18 protein-coding genes are annotated in these 18,854 nt (G+C 68.8%); 15 read left to right on the forward strand and 3 right to left on the reverse strand.

All coding sequences use genetic code 11. The features are described from left to right. Positions 1–52: 52 nt before the first annotated feature. Complete coding sequence (locus tag ACWGO6_RS00405; protein ID WP_240745195.1) at positions 53–976, reverse strand: formate/nitrite transporter family protein; 924 nt, start codon at positions 974–976, stop codon at positions 53–55. A 256-nt stretch (positions 977–1,232) separates the two neighbouring features. Here ACWGO6_RS00405 and ACWGO6_RS00410 point away from each other — a divergent pair, with 256 nt between their 5' ends. Next, entirely contained in the window at positions 1,233–2,471 is a 1,239-nt protein-coding gene (locus ACWGO6_RS00410) for an NAD(P)/FAD-dependent oxidoreductase (RefSeq protein WP_452325563.1), read from the forward strand. 21 nt (positions 2,472–2,492) lie between these two features. Here the strand turns inward: ACWGO6_RS00410 and ACWGO6_RS00415 are convergent, their stop codons facing one another. Further along, the gene (locus tag ACWGO6_RS00415; RefSeq protein ID WP_452325564.1) at positions 2,493–2,813 is read right to left on the reverse strand and encodes a hypothetical protein; all 321 of its coding nucleotides are present in this window, start codon (positions 2,811–2,813) and stop codon (positions 2,493–2,495) included. A gap of 102 nt (positions 2,814–2,915) precedes the next feature. Between ACWGO6_RS00415 and ACWGO6_RS00420 the strand changes: the two genes are divergently transcribed. The 11 genes from ACWGO6_RS00420 (at position 2,916) to aroQ (ending at position 14,239) form a co-directional block, all read left to right on the forward strand. Continuing rightward, positions 2,916–4,295 (forward strand): replication-associated recombination protein A, encoded by a 1,380-nt coding sequence (locus tag ACWGO6_RS00420; protein ID WP_452325565.1) that lies wholly within the window; start codon positions 2,916–2,918, stop codon positions 4,293–4,295. A gap of 182 nt (positions 4,296–4,477) precedes the next feature. After that, on the forward strand, positions 4,478–5,107 hold the full coding sequence (gene rpsD, locus ACWGO6_RS00425; protein ID WP_029263334.1) for a 30S ribosomal protein S4: 630 nt from the start codon (positions 4,478–4,480) through the stop codon (positions 5,105–5,107). 125 nt (positions 5,108–5,232) lie between these two features. After that, entirely contained in the window at positions 5,233–5,421 is a 189-nt protein-coding gene (locus tag ACWGO6_RS00430) for a hypothetical protein (protein ID WP_105721276.1), read from the forward strand. A 55-nt stretch (positions 5,422–5,476) separates the two neighbouring features. Next, entirely contained in the window at positions 5,477–8,137 is a 2,661-nt protein-coding gene (gene alaS, locus ACWGO6_RS00435; RefSeq protein WP_452325566.1) for an alanine--tRNA ligase, read from the forward strand. Continuing rightward, entirely contained in the window at positions 8,134–8,607 is a 474-nt protein-coding gene (gene ruvX, locus ACWGO6_RS00440) for a Holliday junction resolvase RuvX (protein WP_452325567.1), read from the forward strand. Before alaS ends, ruvX begins: the two co-directional genes overlap by 4 nt. Positions 8,608–8,609: 2 nt before the next feature. Further along, positions 8,610–10,112, forward strand: coding sequence for an endolytic transglycosylase MltG (gene mltG / locus ACWGO6_RS00445; protein ID WP_452325568.1), 1,503 nt, complete (start codon positions 8,610–8,612; stop codon positions 10,110–10,112). Positions 10,113–10,116: 4 nt separating this feature from the next. Next, positions 10,117–10,929: a shikimate dehydrogenase family protein gene (locus ACWGO6_RS00450; RefSeq protein WP_240745194.1), complete on the forward strand. Its 813-nt coding sequence runs from the start codon at positions 10,117–10,119 to the stop codon at positions 10,927–10,929. Positions 10,930–10,988: 59 nt separating this feature from the next. After that, positions 10,989–12,218, forward strand: coding sequence for a chorismate synthase (gene aroC / locus ACWGO6_RS00455; RefSeq protein WP_136043959.1), 1,230 nt, complete (start codon positions 10,989–10,991; stop codon positions 12,216–12,218). Beyond that, entirely contained in the window at positions 12,202–12,723 is a 522-nt protein-coding gene (locus tag ACWGO6_RS00460; protein WP_136043958.1) for a shikimate kinase, read from the forward strand. The genes aroC and ACWGO6_RS00460 overlap by 17 nt, the downstream gene beginning before the upstream one ends. After that, the gene (gene aroB / locus ACWGO6_RS00465) at positions 12,720–13,808 is read left to right on the forward strand and encodes a 3-dehydroquinate synthase (RefSeq protein ID WP_452325569.1); all 1,089 of its coding nucleotides are present in this window, start codon (positions 12,720–12,722) and stop codon (positions 13,806–13,808) included. The genes ACWGO6_RS00460 and aroB overlap by 4 nt, the downstream gene beginning before the upstream one ends. After that, positions 13,805–14,239, forward strand: a complete 435-nt coding sequence (gene aroQ / locus ACWGO6_RS00470) for a type II 3-dehydroquinate dehydratase (RefSeq protein WP_376105983.1) — start codon at positions 13,805–13,807, stop codon at positions 14,237–14,239. The genes aroB and aroQ overlap by 4 nt, the downstream gene beginning before the upstream one ends. A gap of 11 nt (positions 14,240–14,250) precedes the next feature. Here aroQ and ACWGO6_RS00475 read toward each other — a convergent pair whose 3' ends face one another. Next, positions 14,251–14,625 (reverse strand): hypothetical protein, encoded by a 375-nt coding sequence (locus ACWGO6_RS00475; protein ID WP_452325570.1) that lies wholly within the window; start codon positions 14,623–14,625, stop codon positions 14,251–14,253. A gap of 235 nt (positions 14,626–14,860) precedes the next feature. Between ACWGO6_RS00475 and efp the strand changes: the two genes are divergently transcribed. The 3 genes from efp to ACWGO6_RS00490 are packed head-to-tail and all read left to right on the forward strand — an operon-like array spanning position 14,861 to position 18,840. Beyond that, complete coding sequence (efp, locus tag ACWGO6_RS00480) at positions 14,861–15,421, forward strand: elongation factor P (protein ID WP_029263344.1); 561 nt, start codon at positions 14,861–14,863, stop codon at positions 15,419–15,421. A 3-nt stretch (positions 15,422–15,424) separates the two neighbouring features. Beyond that, entirely contained in the window at positions 15,425–15,835 is a 411-nt protein-coding gene (gene nusB / locus ACWGO6_RS00485) for a transcription antitermination factor NusB (protein ID WP_136043954.1), read from the forward strand. Between the two features lie 47 nt (positions 15,836–15,882). Further along, a complete protein-coding gene (locus ACWGO6_RS00490; protein ID WP_452325571.1) occupies positions 15,883–18,840 on the forward strand; it encodes a DEAD/DEAH box helicase in 2,958 nt (985 codons plus the stop codon). The last annotated feature ends 14 nt before the right edge of the window (positions 18,841–18,854 follow it).

Raw genomic sequence — 18,854 nt, forward strand, 5'->3', positions numbered from 1 at the left:
GGACGCGGAAGGGGCGGATGCCGAAGCATCCGCCCCTTCCGTGCGTCTTCGGTCAGACCCGCGACGGCTCTCGCTCCGCCGTGGTGTTGTCGATGCCCTGCACGGGCTCCTCCGCTGCGGTCGTCGCGACGGCCGCCACGCGCGACCGGCGCTCGGTTCGACGCGCCTCGCGGGCGGCCCGAACCTTCGGGCGGCCGTGCGTGTAGTAGATCGGCAGACCGACGAAGAGCAGGCCGCCGACGAGGTTGCCCACGACCGTCGGGATCTCGTTCCAGACGAGGTAGTCCCAGACGGTGAAGTCGGCGCCCATCAGAAGGCCGGAGGGGAACAGGAACATGTTCACGATCGAGTGCTCGAAGCCCATGTAGAAGAAGAGCATGATCGGCAGCCACATCGCGACGATCTTGCCGATGGTGCTGTCCGACACCATCGCGAGGACCACGCCGGTGGAGACCATCCAGTTGCACAGCACGCCGCGGATGAAGAGCGTCAGCATGCCGGCGGCACCGTGGTCCGCGTATCCGACCGTGCGCCCATGGCCGATCTCGCTGATCGCCTCGCCCACGGCGCTGGGGGCGGTCGAGAACCCGTAGGTGAAGTAGATGGCCATCAGGATCGCCACCAGGAAGGCGCCGCCGAAGTTGCCGAGGAAGACGAGCCCCCAGTTGCGCATCAGCGCTCCGAACGTGGCACCGGGACGACGATCGAGCACGGCGAGCGGTCCGAGCGTGAAGACGCCGGTGAGCAGGTCGTAGCCCAGCAGATAGAGCATCACGAAGCCGACCGGGAAGAGCACGGCGCCCAGGAGCGGCTGTCCGGTCTGGGTGGAGACGGTGACGGCGAAGGCGGCGGCGATCGTGAGCAGTGCCGCGCCCATGAAGGCGCGGATCAGAGTGTCGCGGGTGGACAGCTGCAGTTTGTACGCGCCGGCATCGACCATGCGCGTGGCGAGCTCGGCGGGCTTGATGTAGGACACAGGACCTCCACGGGGACGGGAGCACGGATGCTCGACTGACTCGAGCATGCGCGAGCCGCGTTTCCGGGGGCAGCACCGGAAGTTACGACTGTGGAGCGAATCCCTCACTTCCCGTTCATCGCCGTGTGAGATGACTGTCGTTATCCATCCGTGATGCGATCGTTCGCGGCGCGAAACACGTCGCGTGACATCCGGGAAACACGGGCCGAATAGCGTCGCGGTTACGGCACGATCGCCGCCGACAGGAGCTGCACCGATGAATCATCCACTCGTCACCGAGATCGTCGTGGTCGGTGCGGGGATGGCGGCGCAGCGTTTCGTCGAGCAGCTCGTGCAGCGGGCCGGCGATGACGTGCGCGTCACAGTGATCGGCGACGAGGGCCGCCGACCGTACGACCGCACGCGCCTACGGGAGCTGTTCCTCGGTGGCTCGGCTGACGATCTCCCGCTGCCGTTCGCAGCGTTCGAGGACTACCGGATCGAGGTAATTCTGGACGATCGTGTGCTGCACATCGACCGTCGGGCGCAGACGGTGCGGACCCGGTCGCGTCACGTGCATCGGTACGACGTGCTGGTGCTCGCCACCGGCGCGGCCGCGGGCCGGATCGCGGTGGAGGGTGCGGCACTTCCCGGCTGCTTCTCGTATCGCACCGTCGAGGATGCGGAGGCGCTGCGGGACTTCGTGGGCGCACGCGCGTCGGAGCTGGAGAGGGATCTGCGCGGGGTGGTCGTCGGCGGAGGCCCCATCGGACTCGAGGCTGCCGGTGCGCTGCAGGCGATCGGGGTCGACGCCACGGTGGTGCAGTACGCCGATCGGCTGATGGCGACGCAGCTCGACGGCACCGCGGGAAGCATCGTGAAACGTCATCTGCAGGCGCGGGGGATCGCAGTGCGCACCGGGACGCGCGTCACACGGCTCGACCCGGACGAATCCGGCGTCGTCACGGCGATCGAGTTCCAGGACGGCTCCTTCCAGCGTGTGGACGTCGTCGTGTTCACGGTCGGGCTGCGAGCGCGCGACGAGCTCGCCCGCAACGCCGGGATCGCGGTTCATCCCTACGGAGGCGTCATCATCGACGACGCCTGCCGGACCTCGGATCCGGCGGTGCTGGCCATCGGCGAGGTCGCCAGTCTCGACGGACGTCGTTTCGGTCTCGTCGCTCCGGCCCGCGACATGGCCGACGTGGCGGTGGGGCGCATCCTCGGCCAGGAAGCGAGTTTCTCCGGATTCGACGAATCCGCTGCGATCACGCTGGCCGGCGTCGATGTCGCGAGCTTCGGGGATGCGCTGGCTCGGACGCCGGACGCGGTCGACGTGCTCTACGCAGATCCCGTCGCCGGGGTCTATCGGAAGCTGGTGCTGGCGGGAGACGCGCACACGCTGCTCGGGGGAATCCTGGTCGGCGACGCCTCTGCCTACCCGGCGCTGCACACTCTGGTCGGCGCCCGCCTCGAAGCGGATCCGTCGTCGTACGTGCTGCCGAGTCGCGGTTAGCGGTTTCCGCCGGCCCGGGTGCTACTCGGCCGGGGCCTCCGAGGGGACCGGTGCCGGGCTCTCCGACGGTGCGTCGGTCGGAGCCGTCGTCGGCGAGTCGGTCGGCGTGGTCGTCGGCTCGACGCTGGGCGTCGGTGTGGGTTTCGGTGCCGTCACCTGCGCGTGCACGACCTGGCTGCCGATCGCGGCGACGACGATGAGGCTGCCGACGATCGCGGCGATCGTGTTGTCGCGGACGCGGCGGCGGATCTGCCCCTCGTGCCACTGGGTGCGCGCGGTGTGCAGTCGCGCGCGCTCTGCGGCGGTGCGTGACTGTGCGTTCTTGGAACCGCGTGCGGCCATGCCTGGATCTCCTGTTCCGACACCGGTGCGCGGCATCGCTGAGAGCCTACCGGGGCGAGCGCGCCCGCCCGAAGTGTCAGGGGCCGCCGGTAGCCTGGAGGGATGACCTCCCCTGCCGCGCTGCTCTCCGGGCAGACGCCTCTCGCCGTGCGCATGCGCCCGATCTCGCTCGATGAGGTCGCGGGCCAGCGGCATCTGCTGCGTGCAGGGTCTCCCATCGTCGCCCTCGCCGATCCGGATGCGGCATCGCCGGGTGCGGTGTCGATCATCCTGTGGGGTCCGCCGGGCACCGGGAAGACCACCCTCGCGCAGGCGATCGCCCGCTCGTCGGGTCGACGCTTCGTCGAACTGTCCGCCATCACGGCGGGCGTCAAGGATGTGCGCGAGGTGATGCAGGAGGCGATCACGCAGCGAGACCTCTACGGCCAGACGACGATTCTCTTCCTCGATGAGATCCACCGGTTCACGAAGGCGCAGCAGGATGCCCTGCTGCCCGGCGTCGAGAACGGGTGGGTGATCCTGATCGCCGCGACCACCGAGAACCCGTCGTTCTCCGTGATCTCTCCGCTGCTGTCGCGTTCGCTGCTGCTCACGCTGCAGCCGCTCACCGACGACGACATCGGCGTGCTCGTGGATCGCGCCGTCGTCGATGCGCGGGGGCTGAACGGTGCCGTCGCCCTGAGTGCCGAGGCGCGGGCTGCGCTGATCCGCCTCGCTTCGGGAGACGCCAGACGCGCGCTCACCGGTCTCGAGGCCGGCGCTGCGGTCGCCCGCTCACACGCTTCCGCTGCGGTGGATCAGCCGGACGAGGCCGCGGAAGACGATTCAGACGATACGGCGACGGTGCCCGAAGTCTCGGCCGACGACGTCGCCCAGGCGGTCGACAAGGCACTGCTGCGCTACGACCGTCAGGGCGACGAGCACTACGACGTCATCAGTGCGTTCATCAAGTCGATCAGGGGCTCCGACCCCGATGCCGCGCTGCACTACCTCGCGCGAATGATCGAGGCGGGGGAGGACCCGCGGTTCATCGCGCGACGCCTGGTGATCTCGGCGTCGGAAGACGTCGGTCTCGCCGATCCTCAGGCCCTCATCATCGCGGTCGCCGCCGCCGATGCCGTCGCGTTCATCGGCATGCCAGAGGGGCGCATCCCGCTCGCCGAGGCGACCGTCTATCTCGCGACCACCGCGAAATCCAACGCCGCCTACGTCGGGATCGACGCCGCGATCGCCGACATCCGCTCCGGCGGCTTCGGACGTGTGCCACTGCACCTGCGCGACGCGCACTATCCGGGGGCCAAACGCCTCGGGCACGGCCGCGGTTACGTCTACTCCCACGACAGCGAGTACGGCGTCGTGCCGCAGCAATACCTGCCGGACGAGCTCGACGGCAAGCACTACTACGAGCCGAAGAATCTGGGTGCCGAGCGCGACATCGGTTCGCGACTGGAGCGCATCCGCCGCATCCTCGGCGACCGGTGACCCGCGCGATCGGGCGCGGATCCTCGATCTGTTAGACTTGAGCGGCTCGAAACCGTGTTTTCGGGCATCTCCTCGTTCACACCACACCTTGCTGGCGCCCCGGCGTGCGCTCCAAGGCAGAACGCGGACGATACGTCCGTGAGTCGTGAAAGTCGCGACCACGTCATCGGAAGGACAACTTCGTGACCACGAAGTCCCAGGACCGCCGCAAGGTGCGTCTGAGCCGTGCCCTCGGCATCCCGCTCACCCCGAAGGCCGCCCGCTACCTCGAGAAGCGTCCCTACGCTCCGGGTGAGCACGGCCGCACCAAGCGCAAGGCAGACAGCGACTACGCCGTCCGTCTGCGTGAGAAGCAGCGTCTGCGCGAGCAGTACGGCATCCGCGAGAAGCAGATGCGCAACACGTTCAACGAGGCCCGTCGTCACGACGGTCTGACCGGTGAGAACCTGGTCGAGCTCCTCGAGATGCGTCTCGACGCACTCGTGGTGCGGTCGGGCTTCGCCCGCACCACCGCACAGGCTCGCCAGCTCGTCGTGCACCGTCACATCCTCGTCGACGGCCAGCTCGTCGACCGCCCATCGTTCCGCGTGAAGCCGGGTCAGCTCATCCACGTCAAGCCCAAGAGCGAGGGCACCGAGCCCTTCCAGGTGGCAGCAGCCGGCGGTCACGCCGAGGTCCTGCCCCCCGTTCCCGGCTACCTCGAGGTCGAGCTCGACAAGCTCCAGTCGCGTCTGGTTCGCCGTCCGAAGCGCGCCGAGGTCCCCGTGACCTGCGAAGTGCAGCTCGTCGTCGAGTACTACGCGGCTCGCTGAGCATCGCTCACGCTGCTCTCTGAGAGCATCAACGCAAGAGGCGTCGGGGTGACCCGACGCCTCTTGTCGTTTCGGCATACGATGGTGACACCGCGCCTTCGCGGGTCAAGGGCAAGGATGACGACATGAAGAGCTTGCAGTGGTTCCTGATCGGTGTGATCGGCGGCTTCGTCGCGGCTCACTTCATGAACAAGGACCCGCGCGGTCACGACATCCTCGCCGAGGTCGACGCCCGCATCAACGGCTTCACAGCGATCATCGGCGACGCCTACCGCGAGCAGGAGGCACGGCTCACGGAGCCGGGCAAGAACTGAACCACCGCAGCAGCGCTCCGGCGCGGCATCTTCACGCAAGGACACCCGGCACTCTATGAAAACTGCGGAGATCGCGCAGCGTTACCTCGACTTCTTCGAGAAGAACGACCACCTCATCGTCCCCTCGGCCTCCCTGGTCAGCGACGACCCGTCGCTGCTGTTCACGGTCGCCGGCATGGTGCCGATGATCCCGTATCTCACGGGCGTCGTTCCTGCGCCTCACCCGCGTATCGCCGACGTGCAGAAGTGCATCCGCACGAACGACATCGAAGAGGTCGGCCGGACCGCGCGTCACGGCACGTTCTTCCAGATGCTCGGCAACTGGTCGTTCGGCGACTACTTCAAGGAAGGCGCGATCCGCTACGCCTGGGAGCTGCTGACGAGTTCCGAGTCCGACGGCGGTCTCGGCTTCGACGAGAAGGACCTCTGGGTGACCGTCTACGAGACCGATGACGAGGCCGAGGCCATCTGGCGCGACATCATCGGACTGAAGCCCGAGCGCATCCAGCGACTGGGGCGAGCGGACAACTACTGGAACACCGGACAGCCCGGTCCTGGCGGCCCCGACTCCGAGATCTTCTTCGATCGCGGCCCGGCATACGGCAAGGACGGCGGCCCCGCCGTCGACGACTCGCGGTTCCTGGAGATCTGGAACCTCGTGTTCATGCAGGACTTCATCGAGAACATCCGCGGTAAGACCGAGTTCGACATCGTCGGTGAGCTGCCGATGAAGAACATCGACACCGGCATGGGACTCGAGCGCGTCGCCTTCCTCAAGCAGGGCGTCGAGAACATGTACGAGTCGGATCAGGTGCGTCCGGTGCTGGACCGCGCCGTCGAGCTCTCGGGGCGCCCCTACGGTGTGCAGCACGAAGACGACGTGCGCTTCCGCGTCGTCGCCGACCACGTGCGCTCCTCGCTCATGCTCCTCTCCGACGGAGTGCGTCCGTCCAATGAGGGGCGCGGGTACATCCTCCGCCGCCTCATGCGCCGTACTGTCCGCTCCATGCGTCTGCTCGGCGTCGACGAGCCGGTGTTCCCCGAGCTGTTCGCCGCATCGCGCGACGTCATGAAGACCACGTACCCCGAGCTCGAGACCGACTGGTCCGTGCTCTCCGCGTCGGCATTCGCCGAAGAGGAGACCTTCCGCCGCACCCTCGTCGCTGGTTCGACGATCCTCGACCTCGCGCTGGACGAGACGAAGAAGGGCGGCGGGAAGACCCTCAGCGGCCCCGAGGCGTTCCTGCTGCACGACACCTACGGCTTCCCGATCGACCTCACGCTCGAGGTCGCCGAAGAGGCGGGGCTCGAGGTCGACCGCACAGCGTTCGACACTCTCATGCAGGAGCAGCGTCAGCGCGCCAAGGACGACGCCCGCAATCGCAAGCGTCAGCTCGCTGACGTCTCGGTCTACCGCGACCTGCGCGCCCTGGGCGAGACCGGCTTCGACGGGTACACGGCCCTCGAGGTCGAGTCCCGTGTGATCGGGCTCCTCGTCGACGGGGTCCCGGTGCGCAGCGCCGCCGAAGGGCAGATCGCCGAGGTCGTGCTCAGCGAGACCACGCTGTATGCCGAGTCGGGCGGTCAGGTCGCCGACAAGGGCACCATCGTCGGTCCGGGCTATGAGCTCGAGGTCCTCGACGTGCAGAAGCCCGTTCCCGGGCTCATCAGCCACACCGTCGAGGTCGCCCGCGGAAGTGTCGCGGTCGACGACGTCGCGACGACCGTCGTCGACGCCGCCAACCGTCGCGCGGCACGGCAGGCGCACTCGGCCACGCACCTCGTGCACGCCGCTCTCCGCGACACGCTCGGACCGACTGCCACGCAGGCGGGGTCGTTGAACCGCGCCGGCTACATGCGGTTCGACTTCTCGTGGTCGCAGGCGCTCTCCGCCGACACCCGCAGTGAGATCGAGGAGATCACGAACCGCGCGGTGCAGGACGCCCTCGAGGTGACCACGCGCATCGTCTCCCTCGACGAGGCGAAGGAAGCCGGCGCCATGGCGCTGTTCGGCGAGAAGTACGGCGATGTCGTGCGCATGGTCGACATCGGCGGCCCCTGGTCGCGCGAGCTGTGCGCCGGAACGCACGTGGGCACGAGTGCCGAGATCGGACTGGTCAGCCTGGTCGGAGAATCGTCCGTCGGCGCGTCCAACCGTCGCATCGAGGCCCTCGTGGGTGCTGATGCCTTCCGCGAGCTCGCGGCCGAGCGGGCCATCGTCTCCCAGCTCACCAGCTCGCTGAAGACGCCCCGTGAGCAGCTGCCCGAGCGCATCGCCGATCTCACCGCGAGTCTGAAGGCGGCGGAGAAGCGCATCGCCCAGTTCGAATCCAAGGAGCGGGCGGGGCAGATCCCGGCCATCGTCGAGGCGGCGAAACGCGTCGGATCCTTCCGACTGGCGGCGCAGAACCTCGGCGACGTCGCTTCCGCGGATGATGTGCGCGACCTCGTCAACGGGGTTCGCGATCGCCTCGGCTCCGATGCCGCTGTCGTCGCCCTCGGCGCGGTCGTCAACGGTCGCCCGGTCGTGGTCGTCGCGACGAACGACGCCGCTCGGTCCGCCGGCGCGAAGGCGGGGGCACTGGCGAAGCGTGCCGCAGGTGTGCTCGGCGGCGGTGGCGGCGGACGCGATGACGTCGCCCAGGGCGGAGGCGCGGATGCGTCGGCTCTTCCCGCGGCGCTCGACGCCATCTCACAGGAGCTGCACGTCGCGTGAGCGGCTTCCGCCGCGGTGTGCGGCTCGGCATCGACGTGGGTCGGGCGAGGGTCGGCGTCGCCCGCTGCGACCCCGACGGCATGCTCGCCGTGCCGGTCGAGACGGTGGCTCGTGATGAGGCGTCGATCGACCGGCTCATCCAGCTGGCGGGGGAGTACGAGCCCTTGGAGTTCGTGGTGGGACTTCCGGTGAACATGCAGGGCACCGACACGCCGTCGACCACCGATGCACGGGAGTTCGCGGCCGCTCTCCAGCGGCGCAGCGGCATCGTCGTGCGGCTCGTGGACGAGCGGCTGAGCACCGTTTCCGCGCACGCCGCCCTGCGCAGTTCCGGGAGATCTCAGAAGAAGTCTCGTAGCATTGTGGATCAGGTCGCCGCCGTGGTGCTTCTGCAGCAGGCGATCGACATGGAGAAGAGCACCGGAAACCCGGCCGGTGCCGCCATCTCGCCCGACGAGGAGCACGCCTGACGATGTCCGAACGCGACAGCGGAACGCCGCGGCACGACGCCGACTCCCGCCTGGGGGAACTGTTCGAGAACCTTCCCGAGCCGACCACGCAGATTCCCACGGTCGACAACAGCGCGCCCGCTCCGGGGTCGCGTCGTGCAGCCCGTGAGGCCGCATCCGGGGATGGCGCGGCCGCTCCCGGGACGGGCGCATCAGGCATCCCCGTCCCGCCATCGACCGTTCCGGTGCGCGCTTCCGCCGACGAGGTGGTCGCTTCCGGCGGCGAAGCTCCGTCGCCGATCCCGGTGCGTGCGTCCGCCGACGCTGCCGACACACCGACGCGGGCCGTCCCCGTGGTCACACCGCCGTCGGCGACCGCCGCACCCGAACCGGTGATCGGCGGAGGTCTCGACGACCTCTTCGCCCCGCACGACGATCACGTCGACGCGAAGCCGAAGAAGAAACGCCGCAAGGGATGCCTGATCGCGCTGATCATCGTCCTCGCGATCATCGGCGGGCTCGCTGGAGCGGGCGTCTGGGTGGCGAACACCTACGGTGACAAGATCAGCGAGGCGATGGGCTGGGGCGAGCCGAAGGATTGGGAACCCGGGCAGGCGAGTGGCGAAGCCCTGGTCACGATCAAGGACGGCGACACCGGCGGTCCGGTCTCCGTCGCCCTCCATGAAGCGGGCGTCACGAAGACCGAGGATGTGTTCTACGACTACCTGGTGGACGAGGGCCTCAACCCGACGTTCTACCCCGGGGTCTACCGCCTGCAGGAGAAGATGACGGCCGAGGCTGCCCTCGCCGCTCTCGAGGACGAGGCCAACAAGCTCGAGAACACGGTGTCGGTCGGCGAGGGCGCCACGATCGTCTCGTCACTGCCCGGCATGGCGGAGACGCTCGGTCTTCCGCTCGCCGATTTCGAGGCCGTGGTGAAGGACCCGGCGCAATACGGAGTCGACGCCCGGAGCCTCGAGGGCTGGCTGTTCCCTGCCGTCTACACGTTCGATCCCGAGGTCACCCCGACGCAGGTCATCCAGCGGATGGTCGACCGCACCCGCCAAGCGCTCGATGAGGCCGGAGTGCCACCCGAAGACGCACAGCGCGTGCTGACGATCGCCTCCATCATTCAGCGCGAAGGCAGGCTGGACGACTTCCCGAAGGTGTCGAGAGTGATCCAGAACCGTCTGGACATCGACATGCTGCTGCAGATGGATTCGACGGCCCAGTACGGCTACGGATCGCTGCACGAGGGTGTCGTGTCGAGCTCCAAGGAGGCGCTCGAGAGCGACAACGAGTGGAACACCTATAAGCGCGAGGGACTCCCCGCGACCCCGATCGCGAGCCCGAGCGATGCTGCCATCGATGCGGCGATGCATCCGGTGGACGGCCCCTGGCTTTACTTCGTCACGATCAATCTGGACACCGGAGAGACGCAGTTCTCGGAGACGATGTCCGAGCACGAGCAGGGGATCGAGAAGTGGCGCGAATGGTGCCGGGCGAACCCCGACGCTGGTTGCTGAGACGGTGACCGGTACCCGCCTGGCGGTCTGGGGAGACCCGATCGCGCACTCCAAGTCGCCCGACCTGCACGCCGCGGCCTACCGGGTGCTCGGCGTGGACTGGGAATACGGACGCCGTCAGGTCGCGTCCGACGCGTTCCCGGGCGCTCTCGCGGGACTCGACGACTCCTGGCGTGGTCTCTCGCTGACCATGCCGTTGAAGGAGGCGGCGTTCCGCGCGGCGGCGACGCGCGACGCCCACGCCGAGCTCACCGGCGCCGTCAACACGCTGCTGCTCGGGGAGTCGCCGGCGGGCTACAACACCGATGTCGGCGGGATCGTCGACGCGCTGGCCGAGGCGGGCGTCACCGAAGCAGGAACGGTGCGCATCCTCGGAGCCGGCGCCACGGCGGCCTCTGCCCTCGTCGCGGCATCCGAGATCGGTGCGAGCCGGGTGTTCGTGCATGCCCGTCGACCCGAACGGGCGTCGAGCCTCGTGGCTCTCGGCGCGCGCATCGATGTCGCGGTGGAGGCGCAGCCGCTCGATGCGAAGCCCTCGCGCGCCGATCTCACGATCGCGACTCTGCCCAGTGGGACCACGCTCCCCGCCCACATCTCGACAGCACTGGCCGAGAGCGGGGGAGCGCTGTTCGATGCCGCATACGCCCCGTGGCCCTCGGCTCTCGCGGCGAGCTGGGGCGACGGGGCCGTGATCTCGGGACTCGGCATGCTGCTGCATCAGGCCGTGCGTCAGATCCGGATCTTCCATCACGGCGATCCCGCGATCGCGCTCCGGGACGAGGGTTCGGTCATCGCCGCCATGCGCGCGGCACTCTGACGCGCTCGCACGACGAAACGCGGCGCAGCGGGGGTCCGAACCCGTGGGAGACTGGAGCAATGCTCCGCGTGCTCACGGCCGGCGAATCCCACGGCCCAGAACTCATCGCCGTCATGGAGGGTCTGCCCTCCGGCGTCCCTGTCTCCTCCGAGGCCATCCAGGCCGATCTCGCCCGCCGCAAGCTGGGCTATGGCCGCGGCTCCCGCATGAAGTTCGAGCAGGACGAGCTGACCATCTCGGGCGGCGTCCGACACGGCAAGAGCCTGGGAAGCCCGATCGCCCTGCGTATCGGCAACACCGAGTGGCCGAAGTGGATCGAGGTCATGAACCCCGAGCCCGTCGAGCTCACCGACAAGTCCCGCGGTCGCAGCGCTCCGCTGACGCGTCCGCGTCCGGGGCATGCCGACCTCGTGGGCATGCAGAAGTACGACTTCGACGAGGCGCGTCCTATCCTCGAGCGCGCGAGCGCGCGTGAGACGGCCGCGCGCGTCGCGCTCGGCGCCATCGCCCGTTCGTTCCTCGGCGAGCTCGGCATCCGTCTGGTCAGCCACACGCTCTCGATCGGGCCGGTGCAGGTTCCCCCGGGGTCTGTTCTTCCCACCCCTGACGACGTGGACGCCCTGGATGCCGATCCGCTCCGCTGCTTCGACGCCGCGACGTCGGCGCTCATGGTCGCCGAGGTCGACGATGCGAAGAAGGACGGCGATACGCTCGGCGGCATCGTCGAGGTGCTGGCATACGGCCTCCCGCCCGGGCTGGGTTCGCACGTGCACTGGGACCGCCGTCTGGATGCCCGGCTCGCGCAGGCTCTGATGAGTATCCAGGCGATCAAGGGCGTCGAGGTCGGCGACGGTTTCGAGACCACTCGGCGCCGAGGATCCGCGGCGCATGACGAGCTGTTCGCCACGGCGGACGGCATCACCCGCGGCTCCGACCGCGCCGGCGGCACCGAGGGCGGCATGTCCACCGGAACCGTGCTGCGCGTCCGCGCCGGGATGAAGCCGATCGCCACGGTGCCGCACGCGCTGCGCACCATCGACATCGCGACCGGTGACGATGCGACCGCTCACCACCAGCGCTCCGACGTGTGCGCCGTCCCCGCTGCGGGTGTGGTCGCCGAGGCCATGGTCGCGGTCGAGCTCGCGAACGCCGTGCTGGAGAAGTTCGGCGGCGACAGCATCCGCGAGACCCGGCGCAACCTCGACGGGTACCTCGAGGGCATCCCGGCGGAGCTGCGCACGACGCCCGCGTCCGAAGCAGCGCTCATCGCGCATGACGAGCGAGGCTGACCCTCTGACGCTGGTGCTGGTCGGCCCGATGGCCGCCGGCAAGACCAGTGTCGGTCGGCGCGTCGCGCGTCGACTGGGAGTAGCTTTCGTCGACACAGACAAGCGCATCGTCGCGGCTCACGGGCCGATCCCCGACATCTTCGCCGAGCACGGAGAGCCGCACTTCCGCGAGCTCGAGCGTGCGGCCGTGGCCGAGGCCCTGTCCGAAGGCGGTGTGATCTCCCTGGGCGGCGGAGCGGTGACGCAGGCGGACACGCGTGATCTGCTGAAGGATCAGCCGGTCGTCTTCCTGACCGTGAGCGCTGACGCGGTGGCCGGAAGGATCCGCGGCAGCAATCGTCCACTGCTTGCGGGTGAGGAGGATCCGGTGGAGCGCTGGACAAAGATCTTCGAGGAGCGCCGGAGGTGGTACGCCGAGGTCGCCTCGGCGACCTTCGACACCTCACGTCGTCCGATGCAGAAGATCGCGGACGACATCGTGGCATGGAGGAGAGAGCAGCGATGAGCACGACGACCATCAGCGTCACCGGGAATGACGCCTACGACATCACGATCGGGCGAGGAATCCTCGACCAGGTCTCCGCCGCCCTCGCGCCGGGTGTGCGCAAGATCCTGGTCGTGCACCCGCCGACGCTCGCAGCGCGTGCGGCCGAGCTGCGCGACCGGCTCCTCGCCGACACGGCGGACGGGCCCCGCGACGTTCTTCTCGCGGAGATCCCGGACGCGGAGCAGGGCAAGCGCATCGAGGTCGCCGCGTTCTGCTGGCAGGTGATGGGGCAGGCCGACTTCACCCGCAGCGACGCCGTCGTGGGCTACGGCGGCGGTGCCGTGACCGACCTCGCCGGGTTCGTCGCGGCGACCTGGCTGCGCGGTGTGCAGCTGGTCCAGGTGCCGACCACCGTCCTCGGGCTGGTCGATGCCGCGGTCGGCGGGAAGACCGGGGTCAACACGGCCGAGGGGAAGAATCTCGTCGGCGCGTTCTGGGCGCCCAGCGCAGTGATCGGCGACCTCGACGAGCTCGCCAGCCTGAGCCCGAACGAGGCGACGGCGGGGTACGCCGAGGTCGTGAAGGCGGGGTTCATCTGGGCGCCGGAGATCCTCGACATCGTCGAAGCCGACCCCGTACGCGCCGTCGACACGACGACCGAGGAGTTCCGTCGAACGATCGAACTCGCGATCGACATGAAGGCGAAGGTCGTCTCGGACGACTTCCGCGAGGCAGGGCTGCGCGAGATCCTCAACTACGGCCACACGCTCGGGCACGCGATCGAGCATGCCGAGCGCTACCGCTGGAGGCATGGGGCCGCGATCTCGGTGGGCATGCTGTACGCCGCGGAGCTCTCCCGCCTCGCGGGCCGACTCTCCGACGCCGCGGCCGAGCGCCACCGCACCATCCTCGAGTCCCTGGGGCTTCCCACGTCGTACCGCGCCGGAGCGTGGCCGCAGCTGCTCGCCACGATGCAGCGCGACAAGAAGAGCCGCGGCGGCATGCTCCGCTTCATCCTGCTCGACGACATCGCGAAGCCGACCGTGCTGCAGGCCCCCGACGAATCGCTGATGTTCGCCGCCTACCAGGAGGTGGGTGCGTGAGCCGCCGCATCCTCCTGGTCAACGGACCGAACCTGAATCTGCTGGGCACGCGCGAACCCGAGGTCTACGGCACGGCGACGCTCACCGACGTGGAGCGGATCACCGCCGCTGCCGCCTCGGAGTTCGACTTCGAGGTGCGCGCGGTGCAGAGCAACCACGAGGGCGTCCTGATTGACGCCATCCATGCCGCGCGGGAGGACTGCGCGGCCATCGTGATCAACCCCGGCGGACTCACGCACACGTCCGTGGTGCTGCGGGACGCTCTGACCGGCGTCTCGCTGCCGTTTGCCGAGGTGCACATCTCCGACGTCTACGCTCGCGAGGAGTTCCGCCACCACTCCTATCTGCACGATGTCGCGGCGGTGCGCGTCATCGGCCGGGGTGTCGACGGATACGCCGACGCTGTCCGCGAACTGGTCGCGCACCTCTGACCGAAGGGCCCTCAGCGCGCCAGCGGGGTCCAGACGATCATCACGCAGATCACCATTCCGACGAGTGCGATCAGCGCCATCGTCAGGAAGCAGCCTGCCAGCGCGCGCAGCCGGGGCGGTCCCTCACGCACCGTCCACCGGATCACCAGCATCGCGAGGAGAAGTCCGATCACGAGCGTCGCGGTCACCAGGGCGACGGAAGCCGCTCGACCCGCGTCCAGCACGATCGCCACCAGGGGCACGAGACTCATGACGGCGAACAGCGCTGCGACGACGAGCCAGACCGTTCCGGAGGATGTGCGCAGCGCCGGCTGACTGGCCACCAGCGTCGGATCCCATCCGGCGTCCGGACGTCCGCTCCGTCTGCGCGCTGCTCTTCCGGGCATGAGCGGCCCTCCTTTCGCCTCCAGGTTGAGCGTCGCGCGCGTGCGAGTCAACGGGGGTGCGCGGGCCGGAGCTGCGGGCGTATGTTCGGGTGCGACGGGCCGATTCGCCGCCCGCCTCCACTCGCGCACGGTGGACCGTACGACAGGCAGAGTGCGGGGGTCATGCCGGTCATCCCTTAGACTCGACTGTCGGCCTCGTCCGAACCCGCAGACACACGAACGGAACTCGCAGCGCATGGCATCTACCGCAGACATCAAGAACGGCGTCGTCCTCAGCATCGACGGGCAGCTCTGGAGCGTCATCGAGTTCCAGCACGTCAAGCCCGGCAAGGGTGGCGCGTTCGTGCGTACCAAGCTGAAGAACGTCGTGTCCGGCAAGGTCGTCGACCGTACGTACAACGCGGGCGCGAAGATCGAGATCGAGAACGTCGACCGCCGCGACTACACGTACCTGTACACCGATGGTGACGGCTACGTCTTCATGGACCAGACCGACTTCGACCAGATCACGGTCGGCGCGGCGACGGTCGGCGACGCGAAGAACTTCCTGCTCGAGAACCAGGCCGTGACCATCGCCCTGAACAACGGCAACCCGCTGTACATCGACCTTCCGGCGTCCGTGATCCTCGAGATCACCTACACCGAGCCGGGCCTGCAGGGCGACCGCTCGTCGGCCGGCACCAAGCCCGCGACGCTCGAGACCGGCTACGAGATCCAGGTGCCGCTGTTCGTCGAGACCGGCACCAAGGTCAAGGTCGACACCCGCACGGGTGACTACCTCGGCCGCGAGAAGTAAGGCGTGAGCGCCCGGACGAAGGCGCGCAAGCGCGCTCTCGACATCCTGTTCTCCGCCGATGTGCGCGGGGACGACCTCGCGGTGACCCTGGCCGCCGAGGCGAAGCGCGCGGCGAGCGAGCCGGCCCGCGAGGCCTCCTGGCTCTATGCGCGCGAGATCGTCGACGGCATCATCGACCAGCGCGATGAGATCGACGAGCAGATCACGACCCACAGCCGCGACTGGAAGCTCGAGCGGATGCCCGCGGTAGACCGCGCGCTGCTCCGCATCGCCGTGTGGGAGGTCCTCTACAACGACGAGGTGCCGACGGCCGTCGCGATCGATGAGGCCGTTGAGCTCGCGAAGGAGTTCTCGACCGACGACTCCGGCGCGTTCGTGCACGGCGTCCTGGCGCGGGTGGCCCGCTCGGCCTGACCTGCCCCGCGCGAGGCACTGTCGGTGGTGCCGGAGAGGATGGGGGCATGTCCCTGGCGTCCGATCCGTCCCGCTCCGATGGGTCATCATCGGCGGACTGGCGGTCGATCCTCGGTTCGCCGCGGGACGACGCCGAGACTCCGCTCGCACTCGGTGTCGAACTGCGACTGCGTGACGGCCGAGGAGCGAACCCGTGGGCGTCCCGTCCGCAGCGCACGGCGACCGCGCGCGATGTGGCAAAGCGCACCGGTGAGCTCCTGCTCGGAATCCGACCGCTCGAGAAGAGCGCGGCGACCGGGGCCTGGGTGCAGGGCACCGCGACGTGGGACGCGGTTCGCCGCTCGCCCACGCAGTACGGTCGCGATCGGTCGCGGTGGTTCGCCGACCTGCTCAGCATCGCGCGCGACACGCTCCTCTCCGGCACTGCCGGCGACTGGCTGGTGGCCGACCTGATCGAGTCCGGCCTGCTATGGGGGCACCTTCGCGCTGCGGCCGCCGTCGGCATCCCCCTCGTCGCCACCCAGAAGAGCACGACCGTCGTACTCGCGGAGCACGCGTCGATCGGTGCGACCGTCGGACGCGGCGACGGCGGACTCATCGTGCAGCCGGCTGTCACGATCGACGGCCGCGAGGTGGAACCCTCCGCCGTGCGGCCCATCGGGCACAGCGGGGTGTACGAGGTCGCGCAACGCGGGACGACGCTCCGCGTGACGCTGGCGGAGGTGCCGATCAGCCAACCCGTCCACGCTCTGCTCGGCGCCGGAGACGGCCTCGAGGTGCCCGCTCGCGACGAGGCGGCGTTCTTCCGTGACGCCTATCCGCTGCTGGCGCGTCGCATCGATGTCCGCCCGGTCGGCCGGATCGAGCTGCCGCCGCTTCCCGCACCGCGCGCGGTGCTGGCCCTGTCTTTCCAGCGGGGCGACACCGTCAAGTACACGTTCGAGTGGGACTACCGCGGGTTCGGACTGGTTCCCTTCGCGCCGAGTGTCGATGCGGTGCGCGACATCCCCGGTGAGCAGGCCATCCTGGCGGCCCTCCAGGGCGTGTGGACGGAACGGCTGGGGGAGGACCTCGCACCGACGGGCGCGTTCCACGACGTCGCGGCCGCGGAGTTCGTCAGCCGTGTGGTGCCGGCACTGGAGGCCGAGGGCGTCACGGTGACCGTGACGGGTCGAAGCAAGAGCTATCACGAGCTCACGGGCGAGCCGGAGATCACGGTCACCACCGTCGAGAGCACCGACCCCGACTGGTTCGATCTCGGCATCCTGGTGAAGATCGACGGTCGGACGATCCCGTTCGGTCCGCTCTTCACGGCGTTGAGCACGGGGAAGAGGAAGCTCCTCCTCTCCGATGGTGGCTACTTCTCGCTGAGTCACCGCGCGCTGGATCGTCTCCGTGAGCTGATCGACGAGGCCGGCGAGCTCGAGGAGTGGGAGACCGGTCCCCGCATCAGCCGGCACCAGACCGACCTCTGGGAGGAGTTCGAAGATCTCGCCGACGAGGCTCTTCCCGCCGTGACGTGGCGGGCGACGGCCGACGGCCTGCGTCGGGCGAGCTCGGTACCGGCTGTGGCGGTGCCGCAGGGGATCACGGCCGAACTCCGCCCGTATCAGAAGGAGGGACTGGACTGGCTCGCCTTCCTGTGGGCTCATCGGCTGGGCGGCATACTCGCCGACGATATGGGCCTCGGCAAGACGCTGCAGCTGCTGGCACTCATCATGCACGCGCGCGAAGCGGGGGAGCGGCGACCGTTCCTCGTCGTCGTTCCGACGTCTGTCCTCGCGACCTGGCGCGGTGAGGCCGCGCGATTCGCGCCGACGCTGCGCGTGCTGGTCAGGGCGAGCACGCAGGGTCCGGCGCTGACCGACTCGCTGCACGACATCGACCTGGTGATCACGACCTATGCGGTCGCACGACTCGACGAAGATGTGTACGCCGGTGTCGAATGGGCCGGTCTCGTCCTCGACGAAGCACAGTTCGTCAAGAACCCGGAGACCAAGCTGCACCGTGCGGTCGCGACCTTCCGCGCCGACGTCACCTTCGCGGTCACCGGAACCCCGATGGAGAACAGTCTGAGCGAGTTGTGGGCGCTGCTCAAGCTGACGGCGCCCGGGCTCTTCGCCTCGGCCCGGAAGTTCCGCGAGGACTACATCCAGCCGATCGAGCAGGGCAAGGTTCCCGAGAACGAGGAGGGTGGGGAGTATCGCCAGCGCCGCCTCGAGCGGCTGCGCCGTCGCATCCGTCCACTCCTGCTGCGGCGCACCAAAGAGCTCGTCGCGCCGGAGTTGCCGGCGAAACAGGAGCAGATCCTCGAAGTCGAGCTGAGCTCCTCCCACCGGGCGCTCTACGAGGTCGTCCTTCAGCGCGAGCGGCAGAAGGTGCTGGGGCTGCTGGAAGACCTGGATCGCAACCGCTTCATCGTGTTCCGCTCCCTGACCCTCATGCGCATGCTCAGCCTCGCTCCCGGATTGATCGATCCGGAAGACGCCAAGATCGGCTCCCGCAAGCTCGACGTGCTCCTCGAGCGGGTGGTCGAGCTGCAGGCCGAGGGCCACCGGGCGCTCGTGTTCAGCCAGTTCACCTCATTTCTGGATATGGCTGCGGCGCGCCTCGATGCCGCAGGCATCCCGTATGCGCATCTCGACGGTTCGACGCGTCACCGTCAGAAGGTGGTCGACGGCTTCACATCGGGGGAGCAGCCGGTGTTCCTGATCAGCCTGAAGGCCGGCGGATTCGGACTCACCCTCACCGAGGCCGACTACGTTTTCCTGCTCGACCCGTGGTGGAACCCGGCTGCCGAGGCGCAGGCCGTCGACCGCACGCATCGCATCGGTCAGGACAGTCAGGTGTTCGTCTACCGCATGATCGCCACGGGCACGATCGAGGAGAAGGTGCTCGAACTCCAGCGCCGGAAGGCGCGCCTGTTCACGGCGGTTCTCGACGACGAGGCGCTGTTCGCGCAGTCCCTCTCCGCCGACGACATCCGCGGACTGTTCGACGCCTGACCCGATTACTCACG

The organism is Microbacterium sp. NPDC055665 (assembly GCF_053618035.1).

Excerpts from the sequence above, each read along its gene's own strand:
- ACWGO6_RS00410 (WP_452325563.1), top strand. The coding sequence starts at position 1,233 with ATGAATCATCCACTCGTCACCGAGATCGTCGTGGTCGGTGCGGGGATG.
- ACWGO6_RS00415 (WP_452325564.1), bottom strand. The coding sequence starts at position 2,813 with ATGGCCGCACGCGGTTCCAAGAACGCACAGTCACGCACCGCCGCAGAG.
- ACWGO6_RS00420 (WP_452325565.1), top strand. The coding sequence starts at position 2,916 with ATGACCTCCCCTGCCGCGCTGCTCTCCGGGCAGACGCCTCTCGCCGTG.
- ACWGO6_RS00430 (WP_105721276.1), top strand. The coding sequence starts at position 5,233 with ATGAAGAGCTTGCAGTGGTTCCTGATCGGTGTGATCGGCGGCTTCGTC.
- alaS (WP_452325566.1), top strand. The coding sequence starts at position 5,477 with ATGAAAACTGCGGAGATCGCGCAGCGTTACCTCGACTTCTTCGAGAAG.
- mltG (WP_452325568.1), top strand. The coding sequence starts at position 8,610 with ATGTCCGAACGCGACAGCGGAACGCCGCGGCACGACGCCGACTCCCGC.
- aroC (WP_136043959.1), top strand. The coding sequence starts at position 10,989 with ATGCTCCGCGTGCTCACGGCCGGCGAATCCCACGGCCCAGAACTCATC.
- ACWGO6_RS00460 (WP_136043958.1), top strand. The coding sequence starts at position 12,202 with ATGACGAGCGAGGCTGACCCTCTGACGCTGGTGCTGGTCGGCCCGATG.
- aroB (WP_452325569.1), top strand. The coding sequence starts at position 12,720 with ATGAGCACGACGACCATCAGCGTCACCGGGAATGACGCCTACGACATC.
- ACWGO6_RS00475 (WP_452325570.1), bottom strand. The coding sequence starts at position 14,625 with ATGCCCGGAAGAGCAGCGCGCAGACGGAGCGGACGTCCGGACGCCGGA.
- efp (WP_029263344.1), top strand. The coding sequence starts at position 14,861 with ATGGCATCTACCGCAGACATCAAGAACGGCGTCGTCCTCAGCATCGAC.
- ACWGO6_RS00490 (WP_452325571.1), top strand. The coding sequence starts at position 15,883 with ATGTCCCTGGCGTCCGATCCGTCCCGCTCCGATGGGTCATCATCGGCG.